This is a genomic window from Roseiflexus sp., assembly GCF_057785375.1.
Window position 1 is genome coordinate 1 of sequence record NZ_JBYNRX010000030.1, and the last position, 20,103, is coordinate 20,103.

Annotated in this window: 11 protein-coding genes and 2 pseudogenes; 8 read left to right on the plus strand and 5 right to left on the minus strand. The window is 61.7% G+C overall.

Annotated features, from left to right (window positions below):
- Nucleotides 1–422 precede the first annotated feature (422 nt).
- The 3 genes and pseudogenes from AC3EA7_RS05290 to AC3EA7_RS05300 form a co-directional block, all read left to right on the plus strand.
- Complete coding sequence (locus AC3EA7_RS05290) at nucleotides 423–719, plus strand: DUF433 domain-containing protein (protein ID WP_488612991.1); 297 nt, start codon at nucleotides 423–425, stop codon at nucleotides 717–719.
- A pseudogene (locus tag AC3EA7_RS05295) lies at nucleotides 720–1,076 on the plus strand (DUF5615 family PIN-like protein).
- A gap of 413 nt (nucleotides 1,077–1,489) precedes the next feature.
- Nucleotides 1,490–6,049 (plus strand): annotated as a pseudogene (locus AC3EA7_RS05300) (DEAD/DEAH box helicase); the annotation flags it as partial.
- A 684-nt stretch (nucleotides 6,050–6,733) separates the two neighbouring features.
- Here AC3EA7_RS05300 and AC3EA7_RS05305 read toward each other — a convergent pair.
- The 5 genes from AC3EA7_RS05305 to fsa form a co-directional block, all read right to left on the minus strand.
- Nucleotides 6,734–7,507: an alpha/beta fold hydrolase gene (locus AC3EA7_RS05305; protein ID WP_488612992.1), complete on the minus strand. Its 774-nt coding sequence runs from the start codon at nucleotides 7,505–7,507 to the stop codon at nucleotides 6,734–6,736.
- 142 nt (nucleotides 7,508–7,649) lie between these two features.
- A complete protein-coding gene (locus AC3EA7_RS05310) occupies nucleotides 7,650–9,221 on the minus strand; it encodes a class I adenylate-forming enzyme family protein (protein WP_488612993.1) in 1,572 nt (523 codons plus the stop codon).
- Nucleotides 9,222–9,479: 258 nt separating this feature from the next.
- Complete coding sequence (locus AC3EA7_RS05315; RefSeq protein ID WP_488612994.1) at nucleotides 9,480–11,027, minus strand: acyl-CoA synthetase; 1,548 nt, start codon at nucleotides 11,025–11,027, stop codon at nucleotides 9,480–9,482.
- 258 nt (nucleotides 11,028–11,285) lie between these two features.
- Nucleotides 11,286–13,316: a transketolase gene (gene tkt / locus AC3EA7_RS05320; RefSeq protein ID WP_488612995.1), complete on the minus strand. Its 2,031-nt coding sequence runs from the start codon at nucleotides 13,314–13,316 to the stop codon at nucleotides 11,286–11,288.
- A 42-nt stretch (nucleotides 13,317–13,358) separates the two neighbouring features.
- Nucleotides 13,359–14,012, minus strand: coding sequence for a fructose-6-phosphate aldolase (fsa, locus tag AC3EA7_RS05325; protein ID WP_488612996.1), 654 nt, complete (start codon nucleotides 14,010–14,012; stop codon nucleotides 13,359–13,361).
- Nucleotides 14,013–14,222: 210 nt separating this feature from the next.
- Here fsa and rpoD point away from each other — a divergent pair, with 210 nt between their 5' ends.
- The 5 genes from rpoD to AC3EA7_RS05350 form a co-directional block, all read left to right on the plus strand.
- Nucleotides 14,223–15,440, plus strand: coding sequence for an RNA polymerase sigma factor RpoD (rpoD, locus tag AC3EA7_RS05330; RefSeq protein ID WP_488612997.1), 1,218 nt, complete (start codon nucleotides 14,223–14,225; stop codon nucleotides 15,438–15,440).
- 65 nt (nucleotides 15,441–15,505) lie between these two features.
- A complete protein-coding gene (locus tag AC3EA7_RS05335) occupies nucleotides 15,506–16,450 on the plus strand; it encodes an ABC transporter ATP-binding protein (RefSeq protein ID WP_488612998.1) in 945 nt (314 codons plus the stop codon).
- Complete coding sequence (locus tag AC3EA7_RS05340; protein WP_488612999.1) at nucleotides 16,443–17,231, plus strand: ABC transporter permease subunit; 789 nt, start codon at nucleotides 16,443–16,445, stop codon at nucleotides 17,229–17,231. The genes AC3EA7_RS05335 and AC3EA7_RS05340 overlap by 8 nt, the downstream gene beginning before the upstream one ends.
- A 74-nt stretch (nucleotides 17,232–17,305) precedes the next feature.
- Nucleotides 17,306–18,043, plus strand: a complete 738-nt coding sequence (locus AC3EA7_RS05345; protein ID WP_488613000.1) for a response regulator — start codon at nucleotides 17,306–17,308, stop codon at nucleotides 18,041–18,043.
- Between the two features lie 427 nt (nucleotides 18,044–18,470).
- Nucleotides 18,471–20,103: FG-GAP repeat protein (locus AC3EA7_RS05350; RefSeq protein WP_488613001.1), on the plus strand; the 1,633-nt coding region annotated here is incomplete at its 3' end.

The following is a 20,103-nucleotide window of genomic DNA, read 5'->3' on the forward strand; positions in this document are numbered from 1 at the left end:
CGCCTCCCCCCTCTCCCCTTGTGGGAGAGGGGGGCAAGGGGGGAGAGGGGGCTAAAAGGAGCGCCTCCCCCCTGGGGGGAGATGGGGGGCCAGGGGGGGAGGGGGGGCAACGAGCGCCTCCCCCCTCTCCCCTTGTGGGAGAAGGGGGGCAAGGGGGGAGAGGGGGCAACGGGCGCACTGTAATCGGGGGATGAACATACGCTTGCGTACCGAACTCGAAACAAGTACACTTGAGATAAGCGAGGAGCAATATTCCAGTGACTAGAAATGAGGGAGTTGACCATACTTGACAGCAGATTGCTGCACGAAGGGTTCGTGTTCGTTGTTCAGCTTTCTCTATGTATAAGTGTGCGGCCCAGCTCAAGGCTAACCCAAACCGATAACGGGTGTACTTAAGGAAAATCTTTTGTCGGCGGGAGTCTATGACCGCCTTACTGCCGATTAAATACTCAGGACTCAAGGATGATGAAACGATGACAGAACAACAACTTCTCGAGCGTATCGCACTCGACCCCAACATTATGGTGGGAAAGCCGGTCATCAAGGGAACCCGGTTGACGGTAGAATACATCCTCAATCTATTGGCTCATGGTGCAACAGTTTCAGAAATTCTGGATGAATATGAGGGTATATCACGTGAAGATATTTATGCATGCTTACTTTTTGCAGCGAAATCTTTGGCAAATACATCATTCATGCCATTAGCGGAGCTAACCTAAATGCGTTTCCTTGTCGATGAGTGCACAGGCCCGACGGTAGCCCGTTGGTTGCGTGAGCAAAAGCATGAGGTCTTCTCAGTATATGAGGAAGCTCGTGGTCTAGATGACGATACACTTATTGCAAAGGCATTTACCGAAAATTAGGTTTTAATTACGAATGACAAAGATTTTGGCGAGAAAATCTATCGAGAACGCCGCCCTCATCGAGGCGTTATACTTTTACGGCTTGAGGATGAACGTGCAGTAAACAAAATTGCAATTCTCCGGCGATTATTGGAACAATATGCAGATCAGTTGGCAGACCACTTTGTGGTAGTGACAGAGAAGCAGGTTCGTTTTGCTCAGGCGCCAACATAAGCGCTGTTTTTACAAGAGCCAAGAACAAGATTCGGAGTCGTCTACAGTGACAACTTACTCATAATCTCTCCTGTGGTGAATTCATTCCGCCCGCAGGAGGACGGGCGCCGAGCACGAGCTGGGCGGAATGAATTCCGCCCCCATCCGAATCAATGACATACAAGCACCCACCTGCAAGCAGGAGCTTGCGTCGGGCACCCCGCTCCCTTGCAATGACACATCCCCCCTCTCCCCTCGTGGGAGAGGGGGGCAAGGGGGGTGAGGGGCAGGGGCACGGAGGACAATGAGGTAGAGGGGGCAACGAGCGCATCCCCCCTCTCCCCTCGTGGGCGGGGGGGGCAAGGGGGGTGAGGGAACTCTCCCCTTGGCGGGAGAGGAGAATAACAAGAACACACACTGCATCGAGGCGACCCATGAAGCATACCATCTTCGATCTCCATGAATCGGTGATTGCCGATTACCGCGACTTTGTTCACTCCTTCATCCAGATCGCCGACGAACGCGCGCGGGAGTTCGTGGATCGAAACCTGAACGAGGAATCGCGCTTCTGGCCCGAACCGCTCGTCCAGCTCAGTCCAAGCTACACGCCTGGAGCAACGGTGGACGCTCTTGCGAAGAACGGAGTCATCGCCGCCGAAACCGCCCGCATCTTTCGGACCGATACCGGCGCGCCCTTCCGCCTCTATCGCCATCAGGAAGAGGCGATCACCAAGGCGCGCGACGGCAAAAGTTTCGTCATCACCAGCGGCACCGGTTCCGGGAAGAGCTTGACGTATTTCCTGCCCATCATCGATCACGTCATTCGCCACGTGCAGCACGAGGAACGCCTCGTTGCACTGGTGGTGTACCCCATGAACGCACTGGTAAACTCGCAGCTCCAAGGGCTGCAAAAATTGCGAACGCAGTACGAGCAGCGGACCGGTCGGCGATTCCCGGTGCGGTTCACCAAGTATACCGGTGAGGTAAGTGACGATGAGCGTCAAGCGATGCGGCAGCATCCACCACACGTGATCCTCACCAACTACATCATGCTCGAATTGATGCTCGTCCGCGCCGAGGATCGTCACTTGTTCGACCATGCCGCCGCGTTGCGCTTCCTGGTCTTCGACGAACTCCACACCTATCGCGGTCGCCAGGGTGCGGATGTCGCAATGCTCGTGCGCCGTCTGAAAGAGCGCTGCAACCTGCATGACCTCCTTCACATCGGCGCCAGCGCGACAATGGTGGCGCGACCTGATGCTGACGCCGCCGAACGACGACGCAGCGTGGCCGAGTTTGCGACCCGCTTCTTCGGTCATCCGTTCGCGCCCGATCAGGTGATTGAAGAGACGCTGACCCCGTTCAGCGAAGGCGCCCCGCCGTCTCCCGACGAATTGCGCGAGGCGATGGATCGACCGCTCCCGACCGACCTCGCCGCCTTCCGCCGCCATCCCCTCGTTCGCTATGTCGAATATGAACTTGGTCTCGCCGTCGAACCTGATGGCCGGTTGAAGCGACGCGCGCCCCGTCCGCTCTCCGAGGTCGCGCGCCATCTCGCCGCGCAGACCGGCGCCGATCCGCAACACTGCGCCGATGCGCTCCGCAATGCGCTCATACAGGGAAACACGTTGACCGGCGGTCAGGGGATGAGTTTCAAGCTGCATCAGTTCATCAGTCAAGGTCAAACCCTCTATGCGACGCTTGAGTCGGCGTCCGACCGCACCTTCTCGTTCGACGGCCAAATGCAAACTGCCGACGGCAAGCTGCTGGCGCCCGTCAAGTTTTGCCGTCAGTGCGGTCAAGACTACTACCACGTCGTGCGGGCGGACGATCGCTTCTTGCCGCTCGCAACGAGAGAATTGCCGGATGAGGACGGACTGACGACGGGCTACCTCATGCCGGCGTCCGCCGAGGGCGACTGGTCCGCTGACCACATCCCGGAAGAGTGGTACGACCCGAAAGGAAGGCTGCGGGCAAACTGGCGCGGTCGGGCGCCCACGGCGGTATGGGTGCGCGCCGATGGGACGTACAGCACGGCGGAGCAAGCGGATGCGCACAAAATGTGGTGGCAGCCGGCGCCGTTTGCGCTGTGTCTTGCCTGCGGCGAGTTCTACACCGGTCATGAGCGAGAGTTTGCGAAACTGGCCTCGCTCTCCAGCGAAGGACGATCAAGCGCCACGACCATGATGGCGACCTCGCTGTTGCGCCACGCCGCACGGACCCGGGCGGCCCGCGATAAGCTGCTCACCTTCACCGATAACCGCCAGGATGCGTCATTCCAGGCCGGCCACTTCAACGACTTTGTTCACGTTGCGCTGCTGCGTGCGGCGCTGCACGCAGCAGCGCAACGGCATCAGGCGCTGACGTTCGCCGATGTCGCCCAAGCCGTCGTCGCTGCGTCCGGCTTGACCATCGCCGACATTGCGAAAAACAGTCAGCTCGATCCGTCTTCTCCTGCGGCGAAAGCGGTGTGGGAGACGTTCACCCAACTGACCGAATATCGCCTGTATGAAGACTTGCGGTGCGGCTGGCGGCTGGTGCATCCCAATCTCGAACAGGTCGGCTTGCTCGTCGTGACGTATCGTGCGCTCGATGACCTGGCGCGCAGCCCAGACCTCGGCGCGATTGCGCCATCGCTTGCCGTCGCCGACGAAGCGGAGCGGACAACCATCCTGCGCGTCCTGCTTGATCATTTTCGGCGGAAACTTGCGATTGACGCCGACGTCTTGAGCGAGAACACCCAGCAACAGTTGCAGCGGCGCTGCCTCAACGATCTGAATGAGTTTTGGGGTCTCGATCCCGACTACGATGAATTGCGACCGGCGTCTTGGTTTGCGCTTCAGTCCGGGAATGGTCGCGCCAACGACCATGTCCTCAGTCTGGGACCGCGCAGCCTTATCGGTCGCTTCTTCCAGGCGCGCCTCGGTCTTTCCAAAGAGGCGTATGAACCGACGATCCGCGCCCTGCTCGATCTTCTGGTGCGGCAAGGGTTTCTCGCGCGGTTTCAGACCGCCGGCGGCGATGCGTATCGGCTCAATCCGGCATGCCTGATCTGGCGGCTCGGCGATGGGACGCCGCCGCCGCCCGATCCGCTCTATCGCCGGCGTTCTTCGGGGCAAGGAGCCGCCGGCGCCCGCCGACCGGTCAATGCGTTTTTCCGCCAATTCTATCGCCGGCCGGCGACCGAACTGGCGACATTAGAAGCGCGGGAACATACGGCGCAGGTCGTCGCCGTCGGCGAGCGCGAGCGCCGTGAGCGGCGATTCCGCTGGGAAGAAACGGATCGCACCAGGGAACGAGACCTCGGTCGGCGGCTGCCGTATCTGGTGTGCTCACCCACTATGGAACTCGGCGTCGACATCGCCGACCTTGAACTGGTGCATCTGCGCAACGCGCCGCCTACGCCGGCAAATTATGCGCAGCGGAGCGGACGCGCCGGACGGCAAGGGCAGCCTGGCGTGATCTTCACCTACTGCGGCGCATCGAATAATCACGATCAATACTTCTTCCAACGCCAAACCGACATGGTGGCCGGCAGCGTGCGTCCGCCGCGCCTCGACCTCGCAAACGAGTCGTTGCTCAGAGCGCATATCCACGCGCTGTGGCTGACGCATATCGGGCTTCCGCTCGGACAATCCATCGAACAGGTGATTGACACCGATAAGAGCGATGATCTTCCGCTCCGTGAGCATGTCGCCTGCCAGATCCGGCTGAGCGACGAAGCCTGCGCCGCGCTGCGCGAGCGTGCGATGACGCTCCTCCGCGCCGACGAGAGCCTTCTGGTTGATAGTCGCCGGTTCAACGAGCAATGGGTTGAACAGGTTATCCGCGCGGCACCGGAGGAATTCGACCGCGCCTTCGACCGCTGGCGCGAACTGTACCGCGCTGCACAACGGCAGCGCGCCGCCGCGCGCGACGAAGAGGATCGCGCCCGCACCCGCGACGAGCAAGAACGCGCGCGGCGCAAACAGGACGAAGCGCGCCGTCAGTTGAATCTGTTGCTGCAAGTGAATGTCGCCCGCGAAGAAGGCGACTTCTACCCCTACCGCTATCTGGCCGGCGAAGGCTTTCTGCCGGGCTACAACTTCCCGGCGCTGCCGGTGCGTGCATGGGCGCCGCGTGGTCAAGACGGCGACTTCATTGCCCGTCCGCGGTTCCTCGCCATCCGCGAGTTTGCGCCGCATAACTTCTTTTATCACGAAGGCGGGCAGTGGGAGACGGTGGCGTTTACCGCGCCGCCGGGCGGCCTTGATGAACGGATCAGCCGCAAACGCTTGTGTCTCACCTGTGGCGCATTCGCGGCACCCGATCTCGATCTCTGTCCAACCTGCGGCGCACGCTTCGACGGCGAAAACAGCCTGCTCGCTCCGCTGCTCGACATGCCCAACGTGCGGATGCGGCGGCGCGCCCGCATTACCGCCGACGAGGAAGAACGCCGTCGGCGCGGCTACCGGATCGAGACATTCTTTCAGTTCCCATCGACAAGCGACGGCGCGCGCTTGCACGAAGCCGATGTGGTCGCCGATGGTCGGTCGCTCGTTCACCTGATCTACGCCCCGGCTGCAACCCTGCTCCGTATCAACCGCGGCTGGCTCGGCGGTCGGCACGACGGCTTTCTTATCGATATGGAGAGCGGTGAAGCGCTTCGCCCGAACGACGAGCCGGACCGTCGTCCGTCCCATCGTCAGCCGCGCTTGGAACGGGCGTACCTTGCCGTGCAGTCAATTCAGAATGCGCTCCTGATCCGCATCGTCTCGCCCGAACTGCGGTCTGACCACATGCAAATCACCCTGCGCGCCGCGCTCAAACGCGGAATTGAGGAGGCGTTCCAGTTGGAGGAGGGGGAATTGGTCGCCGAGCGCATCGGCACAGGCGAGCATCAGTCCATTTTGCTGTATGAGGCGTCAGAGGGCGGCGCCGGCGTGTTGCGCCGACTGATCGAGGAAGCGGACGCCTTCGCACAGGTTGCGCGTGCGGCATTGGCGATCTGCCATTTCGATGAAGCGGGCGCCGATCTCAAACCTGCATGCCATGCCGCGTGCTACGAGTGCCTGCTCAGTTTTGAAAATCAGGGCGAGGCGTTGCTGCTGGATCGCCGCAGCATTCGGGACCCCCTGCTCTGGCTGGCGCACAGCCGGGTTGAACTGCGGGTCAAGGATCGCTCGCGCAGTGAGCATCTTGCGTGGTTGCAATCGCTCGCCGACTCCCGTTCCGATCCTGGAGCGCCGCTTCCTGGCTGCACTCGCCGAAGGAGGTCACCGCCTGCCCGACGATGCTCAACGGCGCATCACCCAACCATCGTGCGTCCCCGACTTTTTCTACGAGCCGAACGTCTGCATCTTTTGCGATGGCGCCGTGCATGTCGAACCGGCGCAAGACGCCCGCGATCGCGAGGTGCGCGCCGAGTTGGAACGCCACGGCTATCGGGTGATCGTGGTTCGCTACGACCACGACCTCAGGGAGGTGATCGAGCGGTATCCAGAAATCTTTGGACGATAGCCATCGGCAGCAGGGGCGCGGCGCTCCCTCGCCCGGCGGTACGGCGGGGCGCGGCGGTAATGCGCCCATCATCGCAGGGGCACGTAGGAGCACGTAAGGGCGCGGCGGCGCCTCACCCCCGGCGGCGGGGCACAGCGGGGGGCGGTGCTGCCTCGCTCCCTACAGCGCAACGTCACTCTTCACCGCTTCACACTCCGCCACAAGTCCACCAGCAACTCGACGAACACGGCAGTCGCTTCGATATTCGGCGAGTGCCCGACGCCGGGAATGACCATCAACTGCGCGCCAAGCGCCTCGGCAGCGCGACTTGCCACCGGTTGCGTTACCAGAATGTCGTTCTCGCCGGCGATGACCAGTTTCGGGCAGGCAATCGCACGCAGCGCATCCCCTGGCGCCCAGTTCGCCAGCGCAGTGATCGCCCCTAGCGCCGCTTCGATCCGCTGCTCGTGTCCCTCGGCGACAAGGCGACGCCAGAAGGCGTCGTCGGGTGCCGTTGGTGCCAGCGCCTTCAACGCCATCGCAAACAGATCGAAGTTCGCCTTCAACATCTGCTGGCGCTCCGGCGAATTGGCTTCGGCCGGCATGCCATCGACCCACGGCGGCGCAACCGCAGCCAGCGACAACACCTGCTCACCGTGATCGAGCGCCAGTTGTATCGCCACCCCCGCGCCGAGCGAATGTCCTACCAGATGGAAGCGTTCCAATCCGAGCGCATCGGCGAATGCCAGCGTATCCTGTGCCAGTGCTGTCAAACTATAGTCGTGGTCCGGTCCCTCTGTCTTCCCGCGCCCACGCATATCCGGCGCAAGACCGCGGTACCCCTCTGGCAGCAGGTTCAGCGTTGGCTCCCACCACCCGCATGTCGCCCAGTTGCCGTGCAGCAGGATCACCGGCTCGCCAGCGCCGCGCTCCATGTAGTGAACGTTCAGGTCGCCCGCCGTTACGAAAGGCATGATGGCACCTCCAACTCACTATCGAACGATGCACGCCGCCGTTTGATATTCGTCTCAATTCAGATGATGAGCCATCATCGGCGGCTTCATATCGAAGTCTTCGTGTCTTCGCGCCTTTGTGTGCGCTTATACGATATTGCGTCTAGATCTTGTGTTCCCGCCCCTTCCAGTACTCGTCGCGCATGACGCGCTTGAGCGTTTTGCCCGCCGCGCTGCGCGGAAAATCGTCCATGATCACCACCTGCGACACTTTCTGGTACCCGGCTTCGACGCGCGCATTGATCCATTCCTGCAATTCTTCCGCCGACGCCAGCCCCGGCGCCTTCAGAATGACTGCTGCCAGCGGCGTTTCGCCCCATTTCTCGCTTGGCACGCCAAAGACCGCCGCCTCGCGCACCGCCGGGTGTTGCACGATGATTTCTTCGATGTCGCGTGGGAAGACGTTGATGCCGCCGGAGATGATCATATCCTTTTTGCGATCCACCAGGTAGAGAAATCCGTCCTCATCAACATACCCCATGTCACCGCTGTGCAGCCAGCCATCAACGATCGCCTGCGCCGTCAGATCAGGGCGCTTGTAGTACCCGCTCATCATCAGCGGGCCGCGCCCGCAGATCTCGCCGACTTCGCCAGGCGGCAATGCGCGCCCCTGGTCGTCGATGATCTTGATGTCCATAAACGGCGGCGGCACGCCGACCGATGCCAGTTTCTCGCCCCGGTGGTATTTGTCGAGAATGGTCATGAACCCTTCGGTCAGTCCATACAGTTCGTAGAGTCGGTTGGGGAAGCGCCGTTCAAGTTCGAGTTTATGCTCCATGTGCAACGGCGCGCCGACCGAGCCGAGCATTGCGATTGACGGCAGATGCCGCTCATCAAAGTCGGGTTCGTTGAGGAGCGCAACAATCTGCGATGGCACCATCTTGATGTGCGTCACCTTCTCACGCGCTGCGGTCTCGATCAACTCCCGCGCATTGAACGCCTTCATCAGGATGTACGTCGTTCCCAGGTAGAATGCGGGCATGAACGTCAGGAAGGCGCCGTTGAACACCAGCGCACCGGCGTGCAGAATGACGCTCTCCGGCGTGATGCGGTACGACGACGCAAAGATTGTGCCGTACCCGGCGCGCACTCCGTGGGTGAGGACGATGCCTTTCGGCAAACCGGTCGTGCCGCTGCTGTACATGATGTTGTAGGGGTCGTCGGCGCACAGTTCGATCCCGGTCGGATCGCGCTCCGGCATTGGCGCAATCAGCGCCTGGTAATCGCGGTACCCTGGCATGTCGGCGGCATCGGTGATCAGGAACCGCTCCGGATCGATCGGCAGATCGCCGCGCACCGAATCGAGCGCCGGCGCATGCGCCGCATCGGTCACCACCGCAGCGGTATCCGAATCGCGCAGCAGTGACGCCAGCCCCTGCCCGCGCAGCAGCGTACTCATCGGCACGACGACCAGACCGGTCTTCGCCGCAGCCCAGTAGACTTCGAGCAACTCCATGCAGTTCGGTAGCACCGTCGCAATTTTGTCGCCTTTGGTCAACCCCAGGTTCAGCAGTGCATGCGCCGCCTTGTTGACCCGTGCATTGAACTCGCGATAGGTCAACCGCACGTCACCGACAATGACCGCAGCGTGGTTCGGTCGATACTGCGCATGATGTGAAAGTAACCCGCCAATGTGCATAGCGCCCCCGCTTCCTTTGTTCAACTTTGAACTCACACGTGATGATCCACGAAGAACGCGAAGGCGCACGAAGGAGGGTCAGGCGCCTGCTTCTGCGGGAAAGGACGCCCTTCGCCAGCGCCCGGTCGCAGCCCATATCCATCCTTCGTGTCTCTTGGTGTTCTTCGTGGACGCAACGATCCACGAAGGGGCGTCAGGCGCCTGCGCCTGTGGGAAAGGACGCCCTTCGCCGGCGCCCGGTCGCAGCCCATATCCATCCTTCGTGTCTCTTGGTGTTCTTCGTGGACGCAACCTTCAACCTTCAACGATAAACTCCCGCCGCAATGCGCGTTTATCGACTTTCCCGGCGCCGGTGCGCGGCAGAGCATCCACGACAATGACGCGCTTCGGGATTTTGTACCGCGCCAGCCGGTCACGGCAGTAGTCGAGAATCTGCCGCTCGATGTCGGTCGCCTGTTGGCGAAACGCATCGTGCAGCACCACAACCGCCCATCCGACTTCACCCCACGTCGGATCGGGCGCACCGATCAACGCCGCCTCCGCTATCGCCGGATGCCCGGCGAGCGCCGCTTCCACCTCAGCCGGATAGATATTCTCACCACCGGAAATGATAACATCCTTCAGGCGCCCGACGATAGTGTAGCATCCGTCGTCATCGCGCCGCGCCAGGTCGCCGGTGCGCAACCAGCCATCGACGAGCGTTTTCGCCGTTTCCGTCGGTCGTCGCCAGTATCCGGCGCAGACATGCGCCCCGCGAATCTGCAACTCGCCGACCTCGCCATGTGCGCATGGTTCGCCGCGCTCAGTCACCAGGCGGAGGTCGATATGCGGCAACGGGTACCCGACCGATCCCGCCTTGCGTTCAACGTCGTCGTCGGGCAGCCAGAAGGTATTTGGTCCGGCTTCGGTTAATCCATAGCCGGTGCGAAAGGGTATGCCGCGCCGGCGGAAGGTCTCGAACACCGGCGGCAGGCAGGGCGCACCGCCGCTGATCATCCAGCGCACCCGCGAGAAATCCGCCGTTTCCCAGCGCGGATGGCGCTGCAATGCCAGGAACATCGTCGGCACGCCGAAGTAAATCGTCACGCCCTGCTGCTCGATCAGATCGAACACCTGATCGGCATCGAATTGCCGGCAGACAATCGATGTGCCGCCGATATGCGCCAGCGGCGCCGTGAAAACGTTCAGTCCGCCGGTGTGGAACAGCGGCGCATTAAGGATGGTCACATCATCGGGGCGCAATCCCCAACCGGCAACTGTGTTGACCGCATTGAAGAAGATGTTACCGTGCGTGAGAATAGCGCCTTTCGGCAACCCTGTCGTACCGCCGGTGTAGCAGATGACCCACGGCGTATCCGCCACGAGATCGACCGCCTGAAGCGGATCGTCCGGGTAGGCGTCGCGTTCGGCGAAGACTGCGTCGTCAGGGTCGGCGCGACGGTCGGGATCGAGCGCGATGCCGGGCATGACTATCCCGGAGGCGCGCAGAGCGCGCACCTGTTCCACAAAATCCGGTCCGTAGATAAGAATCGCCGGTTCGGCGTCGGTGATCAATCCTGCAAGTTCTGTCGGCGTGAGTCGCCAGTTGAGGTTCTGCAGGATGGCGCCAAGTTTGCCGCAGGCGAACCAGATGTCGAGATAGGCGACGCAATTCATCGCCAGCACCGCCACCCGGTCGCCGTACTGCACGCCGCACCGTCCGGCAAGAAACCGGGCGGTGCGGCTGACATGTGCATTCCACTGGCGAAAGGTAATCGGTCGCAGGTTATCTGCGGCATCAAGCAGCGCGACCTTGTGCGGCGTCAGATCGGCTCGTCGCGCCAGCCAATCTCCGATGTACATCGCGCCCTCCTTGGACCGTCACAGCAGATTTGGTGAACCACAGAGACACAGAGAACACAGAGGGAACCCCGTTCGTATGGGTCAAGCGGCCCGCTTGACCCTGCTTACTCACTGTCCCACGTTCAACATGCACCGCTTTCCTTTACGCAACCCCTGACTTCACCCCTCTCGCCTCACCCCTCTCGCCTCTCGCCTCTCGCCCCACCCCTCACCCCTCTCGCCTCACCCCTCACCCCTCACCCCTCACCCCTCTCCCCTTCAACCTTCCCGTCCTGAAACCCGCGCATACACCTTCAGCGCCCGCTCGACAATGTTCTCGACCGTAAATCCGTACTGTCGGAACACGACCTGGTATGGCGCCGAGGCGCCGAAGGTCTCCACGCTGATGCAGTCGCCCCAATCGCCGACCCAGCGTTCCCACCCCTGCGCCACCCCCGCTTCAATCGCCAGCCGCGCGCGCACCTGGGGCGGCAACACGCGATCGCGGTATTCCTGGGGTTGCAGGGCAAACAGTTCCCACGACGGAAAACTGACCACCCGCGCCGCTACGCCGCGTTCCGCCAGCGCCGCCAGCGCCGCCAGCGCCAGCGCGACTTCCGAGCCGCTTGCCATCAGAATGACGTGCGGCGCCTCGCTCGAAGCGTCGCGCAACACATATGCTCCGCGCCGCGCGTCTTCGGCGGGCGCCAGCGCCGACCGGTCGAACACCGGCAACTTCTGCCGGCTCAGGATCAGCGCCGTGGGACCATCAGCGCGCTCGAGGGCGATCCGCCAGGCGACCACGGTTTCATTCGCATCAGCCGGGCGAATGACCCACAGATTGGGAATAGCGCGCAATGCCGCCAGTTGCTCGACCGGTTGGTGCGTCGGACCGTCTTCCCCCAGACCGATGCTATCGTGGGTGAAGACGTAGACGACGGGATGATGCGATAGCGCTGCCAGACGGATCGCGCCGCGCATATAATCCGAAAACACCAGGAACGTTCCGCCGTAGGATTTGACGCCGCCGTGCGCCGCCATGCCGTTGAGGATCGCCCCCATCGCATGTTCCCGCACACCGAACCAGATTACCCGTCCGGTGCGACAGTCCGCCTGAAAACTTTCGGTTGTCGTGTATGGCGTTTTCGTGCTTTCCGAAAGATCGGCGGAACCGCCGATCATCCAGGGAATTGCGTCGTAGAGCGCCTGGATCGTCTTCCCGGACGCCTCGCGCGTCGCCAGGTCGCCGCCGGATGCGCTGAACGCCGGTAACCGCGTTTCCCAGCCATCCGGCAGTTTCCCTGCCAGCGCCAGGCGCAGCTCGCGGGCTTCGGCGGGATACGCCGCCGCATACGCCGCAAAGCGCGCCTGCCAGTCGGCGCGCAGCGCAGCCCCACGTTCCCGCGCCAGGCGCATCAACGAACGAACCTCGTCCGGCACGTAGAATACGGCATCCGGGTTCCACCCAAGCGCCTGTTTCGTCGCGCGCACGCCATCGACGCCGAGCGGACTGCCATGCACCTTGTTTGTGCCCGCCATTGGGCTGCCGTAGCCGATGATCGTGCGCACCGCGATGAGCGACGGGCGATCCGTCACCGCCTGCGCCTCACGGATTGCCGCCTCGATAGCGTCGAGGTCGTTGCCGTCGGCGACGCGCGCCGTGTGCCAGCCATACGCGGCAAAACGCAGCAGCACATCTTCGGTGAACGCCAGACTGGTCGGACCGTCGAGGGAAATATGGTTGTCATCGTACAGATAGATCAGTTTGCCCAGTTTCAAATGCCCCGCCAGCGACGCCGCCTCGGCGGCTACGCCTTCCATTAAGTCGCCATCGCTGACAATCGCATAGGTGTAGTGATCGAACAGCGTGTGCCCTGGACGGTTATAGGTCGCCGCCAGAAATGCCTCGGCAATCGCCATGCCCACGCCATTGCCGAACCCCTGCCCCAGCGGACCGGTGCTCACCTCGATCCCCGGCGTCAGCTGGCGCTCTGGATGACCCGGCGTTTTCGACCCCCACTGGCGGAAGCGCTGGAGTTCATCGAGCGAGAGATCGAAGCCGGTCAGGTGCAGCAGGCTGTAGAGGAGCATCGAACCGTGACCTGCGGACAGCACGAAACGATCACGGTCGGGCCAGGACGGGTCGCCCGGATCGAAGCGCAAAAAGCGCGTCCAGAGCACATATGCCATTGGAGCAGCGCCCAGCGGCATGCCGGGATGCCCGGAGTTGGCGGCCTGCACTGCATCAATCGACAACGTGCGGATCGTATTGATGGCAAGCCAGTCGAGATCGGTGTATCGTGATGTCATGATGCCTTCCACACAGAGCAGGCGCTGTCAGAGAACTCCACCTCACCTGCCCTGTTGCCATGCCTTCCAGTCCGCCAGGAATCGTTCGATGCCGATGTCGGTCAGGGGGTGACGCATACTCTGCTCGAGCACCTTGAACGGACACGTCGCAATATCCGCGCCCGCCAGCGCCGCCTCGACAATGTGCCGTGGATGGCGGATCGACGCCGCAAGCACCAGCGTCGGGATGTTATGTGTCCGGTAGATCTGCACAATCTCGCGGATCAAGGTCATGCCATCCATCCCTACATCATCGATGCGCCCGACGAATGGACTGATGATGTACGCGCCGGCACGCGCCGCCATGAGCGCCTGCACTGCGTTGAAACAGAGGGTCACATTGCAGCGGATGTTTTCGCGCGCCAGGCGCGAGACGGCTTTCAGCCCTTCGGTGGTGCTCGGTATCTTGACCACCACATTCGGGTGCCAGGCGGCGAACTCACGCCCCTCGCGCACCATGCCGTCCGCGTCGAGTGAGGTCGTCTCAGCGCTGATCGGACCGTCTACAAGACTCGCAATCTCCTGAATGGTCGCCTTGAAATCGGCGCCCTTCTCCTTTGCCATCAGCGACGGGTTCGTCGTCACGCCGCTCAGTACGCCCCAACTTGCAGCAGTGCGGATTTCGTCCAGATTGGCGGTATCCAGATAGATCTGCACGGTTCGCTCCTTACTGTTCCTGGTTCCTGGTTCTCGGTTCTTGGTTCTTAGTTCTTGGTTCTCGGTTCTTGGTTCTTAGTTCTTGGTTCTCGGTTCTTGGTTCTTAGTTCTTGGTTCTCGGTTTTTGGTTCTTAGTTCTTGGTTCTCGGTTCCCACAGATTATAGCACGGCATCCCCAGGACAGGTACTAGTGCAAAATAGTCCTTGAAGATGTGCGACTTTTGTGCTATCTTACCGTATGCACATTATGATAGGCCGTTATGCACAGAAGGCTGGTGGAATGTGAAAGAACCCCTCGACTCCTTCCTGGCCACGGCCCACGAGTCGCAGACCTCTCCGCGCAATCACGTTCGTGTCCATCGCCCTGCCGCCGAACCGGCGCCCGAGACTATCGAACAGATACTTGAGCGTGCTGCTGGCGATCACAATCCCTTCGACCACAATGCTGACCTGTTTCATGCAACCCACGAGCAGGATGACGACTCGCCGGATCACGACCTCGACGCCGATATTGACGGCGTGGGAGTCGATGATCCTGTCCGGGTCTACCTCCGTGAAATTGGTCGGGTGAACCTGTTGACCGCCCAGGAAGAGATTATGCTGGCGCAACAGGTCGAACGCGGCGAGCAGGCGAATGAGCGGTTGCAGAATGGCGATTACATCGCTGCAGAACGCCCCCAGCTTCATCGCTGGGTCCAGGAAGGTCAGGCGGCGCGCGAGCGCCTTATCCAGGCAAATCTGCGCCTTGTCGTATCCATTGCAAAAAAATATCTTGGGCGTGGCATGTCGCTGCTCGACCTGATCCAGGAGGGCAATATCGGCCTGATGCGCGCCACCGAGAAGTTCGATTATCGCAAAGGATACAAGTTTTCCACATATGCCACCTGGTGGATCCGTCAGGCGATTACGCGCGTAATCGCCGATCAGAGCCGCACGATCCGGCTGCCGGTGCACGTCGGCGAGACGATCAATCGCGTAATGCGCGCCAGCAACCGCATTCAGCAGACCACCGGGCGCGATCCGACGCCAGATGAGATCGCCCTCGAACTCGGCATTCCGGTCGAGAAGGTGCGGCGGGTGCTCGAAGCCTCGCGCCAGACGATCTCGCTCGAAACTCCGATCGGCGCAGAAGGGGACTCGGTGCTGGCGGATTTCATCGAGGATGGCAAGGGCGTGACGCCGATGGAGAGCGCATCGAACCATATCCTGCGCGAGCAGATCGATAGCGCGCTCGAGAAACTTCCTGAGCGCGAGCGCCGCATCATCCAGCTACGCTACGGGTTGTACGACGGCCACTACCGCACCCTGGAAGAGGTCGGGCGCGAGTTCGGCATCACCCGTGAGCGCATTCGCCAGATCGAAGCCCGCGTGCTGCGCAAGTTGCGCCATCCGCACTACGGGCGCGGTTTGCGCGGCTATCTGGAATGACGCTGCAACGGCAAGAGACCCTCCGCAGTGCAACCCATCCGCCTCTTGCCGTTCCTTCACTCCCCATGAACGCGATTGAAACCTACGAACTGACCCGCGCCTTCGGCGAGCGTGTTGTGGTCGAGCGCCTGACGCTCGCCGTGCCGCAGGGCGCGGTGTTCGGCTTTCTTGGACCGAATGGCGCCGGGAAAACGACTACCGTGCGCATGCTGGCGGCGTTGATCGCGCCAACCGCTGGCAGCGCCGTCGTGGCCGGGCATCGCCTCGGTGAAGACGACCAGATGATCCGGCGCAGCATCGGTTTGCTCACCGAAAGTCCGGGTCTATATGAACGCCTCAGTGCGCACCAGAACCTGCTCTTCTTTGCCCGCCTCTACGATCTCGATGCAGCCCGCGCCAGGGCGCAGACGGAACGGTATCTGCGCATGCTTGGGCTGTGGGACCGGCGCGATGACCCGGTCGGCAGTTTCTCGAAGGGCATGCGGCAGAAACTGGCCATTGCACGAGCGCTGCTGCACGAACCAGAGGTTATCTTCCTCGACGAGCCAACCGCCGGCCTCGACCCGGAAGCCGCTCGCACCGTGCGGGAGTTCATCAAGGAACTGCGCGCCGAGGGACGGACCATCTTCCTGACCACCCATAATCTGCCGGAAGCCGATGAGTTGTGTGATGTGATCGCTGTGTTCCGCACCCGCCTCCTGCGCATTGGCGCCCCTGCAGCGTTGCGCGCCGAACTCTTCGGCAACGGTGTGCGCATCCGCATCGCGAGCGCCGCCGAATCATTCCTGGACGTCGTGCGCGCCCTTCCATTCATTCATGCTGCTGCCGCTGATGGCGATGTGTTGAACGTCTCACTGGACAACCCTGATGAGCACAACCCACCGCTGGTGCGCGCGCTGATCGACGCCGGCGCCTCCATCCGGTACGTCGAACCCCGCGAACATACGCTCGAAGACGTCTACCTGCAGTTGGTGCGCGAAGGGACGCCGCAGGAGCAGGCATATGCGTAAAGCGCTCATCATCCTGCAGAAAGAATGGCTCGAACTGCGCAGCGAACGCACCCTGTGGATGACGATCCTGATCCCGCCGCTGCTGCTGACGATCCTGCCGATCATCACCGTTTATCTGATTGGCATCACACCCGACGAGGATGCCGCCCAACTCGGCGTCGTCATCGCCGACCCGTCGCTTGCAGGTTTGTCGGACATGGAATTGGGACAGGCAGTGATGGGGAAGCAGTTCGGGGTAATGTTTCTGCTCATGCCGCTGATCATCCCGTCGGCAATTGCATCATACAGCATTATCGGCGAGAAGACGCGCCGCACGCTCGAACCGCTGCTGGCAGCGCCGATCCAGACCTGGGAACTGCTGCTCGGCAAATGCCTGGCATCGCTCGTTCCGGCTATCGTGATCAGTTGGGGCGCGGCATTGACTTTCGTGCTGGCGCTGCGCCTGGTTGTTCTCAGCGATCAGGTGTACCACGCCATCCTGAGCGGCGGATGGTGGGTGCTTCTTCTGCTTGGCTCGCCATCACTGGCGTTGCTCATGGTCGCTGCGACCGTCGCCGTTTCGGGGCGGGTCAATGATCCACGCACGGCGCAGCAAGTCGCAGCCGTTGTGGTTGTGCCGATCCTGGCGCTCTTCGTCGCGCAGTTGCTCGGCGTGGTGGTGCTGACGCCGCTGCTGGCGTTTATTGCAAGCGCAGCGCTGGCATTTCTCGCGGCGCTCGCCTTTGCGGGCGCAATAGCCCTGTTTGAGCGTGAAAATATTTTAACACGCTGGACCTCTTGACCCCACTTTCCCCTCTTTACGTCTGGCGCAAGAGTCGTTATACTGCATACAGTACGGAGAAACATGGTACTACTATGCGACTCATACGCCGACTTGCCGAACGCGCCCACGAAGAGAACGTTCATCCGCGCCGCATCCTGATTGCGGACGATGATCCGTCGATTGGCACGCTGATTCAGGTGACGCTGAAGGACCCGCGTTACGAGATTGTGGCTGTGAAGAACGGGTTGGAAGCGCTGAAAGCATTCAGCGAATCGAAGTTCGATGTCGTCATCCTCGATGTCATGATGCCGTATGTCGATGGCTTCGAGGCGTGTCAGCGCATCCGCGAGCGTTCCGATGTGCCGATTATCATTCTGACCGCGCGTGATGGCACCGACGATATTGTGCATGGCTTCGAACTCGGCGCCGACGATTACATTACCAAGCCGTTCAAAACCGCCGAGTTGATCGCGCGCGTCGATGCCATTCTGCGGCGCGTCGAGGGGTACAAGCACCGGGTTGCGCCGCCGATCGTCCGCGTGGGTGAGATCGAAATCGACGAACCGCGCCATCGGGTAACGGTACGCGGCAAAGAAGTCAACCTGACGCCCATGGAGTTTGAGTTGCTCTACTTCCTTGCCGCCAATGCCGGTCATGTGTTCGACCGCGAAACCCTCTTCCGCGAAGTCTGGGGATACGACTATGTCGGCGAGACCAACCTGGTGGATGTCTGCGTGCGTCGGCTGCGTGAAAAAGTCGAAGCCGAACCCTCGCGCCCGCGTCTGATCCTGACGGTGCGCGGCGTCGGGTACAAAATGGCGGAAGCGTAACGTCTTCGCCGCTACGCGCCGCGCATGATGCTAATAGGAAGATCAACCGGATATCAGACAATCTCGTGACCGGCGTTGGCTGAGCCTGTCGAAGCCAACGCCAACCGCTTCACAAGTGCAAGCGTGTTTGTCCGGATTTAGATTGATCTTCCTAATTGGCTGCGGCGCCCCTTCACACCGGGCAGGGTGACCTTCCCGGTTTTCTTTTCGCTCGGCTGCCGGAGCGAAATCTGGTTTGCGCAGTGGATAAAACGTTTGTCACGTTGCATTCACACGCTGTCCAGAGTCGCAAGGTAAAGTAGTAATCAGAGTGATGAGACAGCATGTTCTGGTACTTTGGTCATCGTTTCTTTCTATGATGTGCTTGCTATGATGAAGGAAGCATGAGGCTGACAATCCACTCAAACATCGACACAGGAGGCGTCTCATGCGCCAACGCACTACGTTCGGCGCTCATCTTACGGGCGTCATACTCATCGCACTGATTGCGTCCTTTGCGCCTGTTCGGTTGGCGCTGCCGCAATCATCTCTGACCTTCACCCAATCGAAACTGACCGCCGCTGACGCTGCACAGTACGATTATTTCGGCCTGTCGGTCGCGCTCGCAGGCGACACGGCGATCGTCGGCGCATATGGAAAGTCGGACCTGGCGCCCAATGCCGGCGCTGCCTATGTATTTACCGATGGCGCTACATCCTGGGCGCAGCAGGCGCGTTTGGGCACGTCCGATGTTCTAGCGGGGGCGTACCTCGGCGCAGCAGTGGCGACCAACAGAGTGCAGACGGCGGTGGGAGCGCCGTATGCCGGCATTGGTGCGCCGGATGCTGGCGCGGTGTATCTGTTCTCGAACGCCGACTGGCAACGGCAGGCGATCATCACCCCGAATGATCCCGAATCAGTGGCGCGCTTTGGTAATGCCCTCGCCATCGGGCAGAACACGCTGATCGTCGGAGCGCCATTGCACGACTCGTATGGCAGGGATGCGGGCGCGGTCTACGTCTTCGCCTTCGACGGCGTCGCTTGGGTGCAACGCCAGAAACTGATCGGCGCCGACATCGTCCCCGGCGATCGTTTTGGCAGTGCATTGGCGCTGAACAACGGCTGGCTGGCGATCAGCGCACCACAGCATGGCGCCGGAGGTGCAGTGTATCTCTTCGAGTTCGATGGCGTCGCCTGGGTGCAGCGGCACAAAGTGTCCGCCGGTGACACCATTGCCGGGGATCGCTTTGGCAGTGCGCTGGCGTTGAACAACAGCTGGCTCGCGGTTGGCGCGCCATTGCACCGTGTCACCGGCAGTTTCAGCGGCGCAGTCTATCTTTTTGAGTTTAACAGCGCTTCCTGGGTGCAGCGCCAGAAGTTCGTCGCCAGCGATACAGTCGCCAGTGATCGCTTCGGTAGCGCGCTGGCGCTTTCCAGTCAGCGACTCGTCGTCGGAGCGCCGTTGCATAGCGCGAACGGACCTGCCAGCGGCGCGGTCTATGTGTTCGATCGCAGCGGCGCAACCTGGATCGAACGCGCCAAACTGATCGGCAACGACACCGATAGCGGTGATCGCCTCGGCTGGTCGGTCAGTATCGATGGGAACACCATTATTGCCGGAGCGTATGGCGATGCGCTCTTCGGACCGGCAACCGGCGCAGCGTATGTTTTCGTCGAAGTGACAGCGCCAGGGGTGACCAATACTCCGCTTCCCATCGCCACAGCCACGCCGACAGACACCCCCGCGCCGTCAAATACGCCAAGCGCGACGGCGACGAACACCGCCACGCCGTCGCCTACAGCCACGGCGACGAGCACGCCGTCCGCCACGGCGACGGCCACGGCAACGAGCACACCGTCCGCCACGCCGAGCGCGACGGCCACCGCTACGCCATCGCCCACGGCCACGCCGAGCGCGACGGCGACGGCCACCGCCACGCCATCGCCCACGGCCACGCCGAGCGCGACGGCGACGGCAACGCACACGCCCACGGCGACCCCTACGCCAAGTGCGACGGCGACGGCAACGCACACGCCCACGGCGACCCCTACGCCAAGTGCGACGGCGACGGCAACGCACA

Coding starts and splice junctions, on each gene's coding strand:
- AC3EA7_RS05290 (WP_488612991.1), top strand. CDS start 423: ATGACCGCCTTACTGCCGATTAAATACTCAGGACTCAAGGATGATGAA.
- AC3EA7_RS05305 (WP_488612992.1), bottom strand. CDS start 7,507: ATGCCTTTCGTAACGGCGGGCGACCTGAACGTTCACTACATGGAGCGC.
- AC3EA7_RS05315 (WP_488612994.1), bottom strand. CDS start 11,027: ATGTACATCGGAGATTGGCTGGCGCGACGAGCCGATCTGACGCCGCAC.
- tkt (WP_488612995.1), bottom strand. CDS start 13,316: ATGACATCACGATACACCGATCTCGACTGGCTTGCCATCAATACGATC.
- rpoD (WP_488612997.1), top strand. CDS start 14,223: ATGTGCGACTTTTGTGCTATCTTACCGTATGCACATTATGATAGGCCG.
- AC3EA7_RS05335 (WP_488612998.1), top strand. CDS start 15,506: ATGAACGCGATTGAAACCTACGAACTGACCCGCGCCTTCGGCGAGCGT.
- AC3EA7_RS05340 (WP_488612999.1), top strand. CDS start 16,443: ATGCGTAAAGCGCTCATCATCCTGCAGAAAGAATGGCTCGAACTGCGC.
- AC3EA7_RS05345 (WP_488613000.1), top strand. CDS start 17,306: ATGCGACTCATACGCCGACTTGCCGAACGCGCCCACGAAGAGAACGTT.